The 1997-nt window shown below is 66.0% G+C and carries 4 protein-coding genes; all 4 read left to right on the forward strand.

The genetic code is table 11. The features are described from left to right. The coding region (gene thiE, locus DBR30_RS04920; RefSeq protein WP_108588213.1) for a thiamine phosphate synthase at positions 1 to 518 on the forward strand (518 nt) is incomplete at its 5' end. Beyond that, positions 508 to 1284: a HesA/MoeB/ThiF family protein gene (locus DBR30_RS04925; protein ID WP_108588214.1), complete on the forward strand. Its 777-nt coding sequence runs from the start codon at positions 508 to 510 to the stop codon at positions 1282 to 1284. The genes thiE and DBR30_RS04925, both read left to right, overlap by 11 nt. After that, positions 1281 to 1487, forward strand: a complete 207-nt coding sequence (gene thiS, locus DBR30_RS04930) for a sulfur carrier protein ThiS (RefSeq protein WP_108542688.1) — start codon at positions 1281 to 1283, stop codon at positions 1485 to 1487. Before DBR30_RS04925 ends, thiS begins: the two co-directional genes overlap by 4 nt. 1 nt (position 1488) lies before the next feature. Beyond that, positions 1489 to 1997 (forward strand): thiazole synthase (locus tag DBR30_RS04935; protein WP_108588215.1); only part of this gene is annotated, 509 nt, incomplete at its 3' end.

Consider the following 1997-nt stretch of genomic DNA (forward strand, 5'->3'; position numbering starts at 1 on the left):
ATGCGGTAGCGCTTGGTCGCCGCTATGGGGCGCGGCTCTTTATCAACGACTACTGGCAGCAGGCCATCGAGGCGGGGGCCTGGGGCGTGCATCTGGGGCAGGAGGATATGGAGACGGCCGATCTCGCCGCTATTCAGGCGGCCGGACTGCGTCTTGGCATCTCCACCCACGGCTACTTCGAGCTGATGCGGGCCCGCGAGCTGGCGCCATCCTATATCGCGCTGGGCCATATCTTCCCGACTAACACCAAGGCGATGCCTTCGCGCCCGCAGGGGCTGGTGCGGCTGCACCGCTACCGCGCCCTGATGGCGGAGTGGCCGACGGTGGCTATCGGCGGCATCAGCGAGGAGCGGGTGGCGGCGGTCAAGGCAAGCGGGGTTGGCAGCATCGCGCTGGTCTCGGCCATTACCGCCAGCGATGACTGGCAGGGGGCGACCGAACGGCTGCTCGCCGCCGTGGGGGCGGGGGATGAGCCGTGCTCGGCCACTGCCATAAGGGAGGTGGAACATGCTCTCTGATGCTGAGTATTTGAGATACGGCCGCCAGCTGATGCTGGCGGAAGTGGGGGAGGCGGGGCAGGCGCGGCTCAAGGATAAATCGGTGCTGATCGTCGGCCTCGGCGGGCTTGGCTCGCCGCTCGCCCTCTATCTGGCCGGGGCCGGTGTGGGCACCTTGTGGCTGGCCGATGGCGACACGGTCGATTCCAGCAATCTGCCGCGCCAGGTCCTGTTCGATAGCGAGGCGGTCAACCACTCCAAGGCGGAGCTGGCCCGCGAGCGCTTGGCCGCCCACAACCCGCTGGTGGAGCTGATTGCCATCAACCAGCGGCTTGATGCCGCCAGCCTGCCGGAGTTTGTGGCCGAGGTGGATTTAGTTGTCGATTGTTGTGACAACCTCGCCACCCGCCAGGCCATCAACGCCGCCTGTGTGGCTCAGGGCAAGCCCTGGATCTCCGCCGCCGCAGTGGGTTGGCAGGGGCAGCTGATGGCGCGCACCAGCCCGGAGCACGCCTGCTACGCCTGCCTCTATCCGCTGGATACCCAAATCGCCGAGCGCTGTGAGACCAGCGGCGTCACCGGCCCATTGGTCGGAGTGATGGGCTCTTTGCAGGCGCTGGAGGCACTGAAGCTGCTGCTCGGGATGCCGAGCCCGGTGGCCGGCACATTGCGCCGTTTCGATGCTTTGACCCATCAGTGGCAGGCCCTCACTTTGGCTCCCGACCCCGATTGCCCGGTCTGCGGGCAGCGCCGATGCCCGACACACGATAAGGAAATCACCCCATGACCTTGACCATTCGACTCAACGATAAAGCCCAGCCGCTGGCGGCAGGGCAGAGCGTGGCCGACCTGCTGGCTGTGCAGGGGGTCAATCCCCAAGGGGTAGCGGTGGCCCTTAACGGCGCCGTGTTGCCCCGTGGCCACTGGGCCGACACCCGTCTCAATGACGGAGACGAACTTCACCTCTTTACCGCCATTGCGGGAGGCTGACATGCTGACCATTGCCGATCACACCTTCTCATCGCGCCTCTTTACCGGCACCGGCAAGTTTGCCCGCCCGGATCTGATGGCCGCCGCCATCGCGGCGAGCGGCTCCCAGCTGGTCACCATGGCCATCAAGCGGCTCGAACCGGGCAAGGCCCACGACGATATCCTGAGTCCCTTGCTGCAACTCGGGGTCAAGCTGCTGCCCAACACCTCCGGCGCCAAGACCGCCGCCGAGGCGGTGTTTGCTGCCCATCTCGCCCGCGAGGCGCTGGGGACGAACTGGCTGAAGCTGGAGATCCACCCCGATCCTCGTTACCTCTTGCCCGATCCCATCGAGACGCTGAAAGCTGCCGAGCAGTTGGTGAAAGAGGGCTTTGTGGTGCTGCCCTACTGCGGGGCCGACCCCGTGCTCTGCAAACGGCTGGAAGAGGTAGGCTGCGCCGCCGTGATGCCGCTTGGCGCACCCATCGGCTCCAATCAGGGGCTGGTGACCCGGGAGTTTCTCTCCATCAT

The organism is Aeromonas sp. HMWF017 (genome assembly GCF_003061465.1).
In the GTDB taxonomy this organism is placed as follows: domain Bacteria; phylum Pseudomonadota; class Gammaproteobacteria; order Enterobacterales; family Aeromonadaceae; genus Aeromonas; species Aeromonas veronii.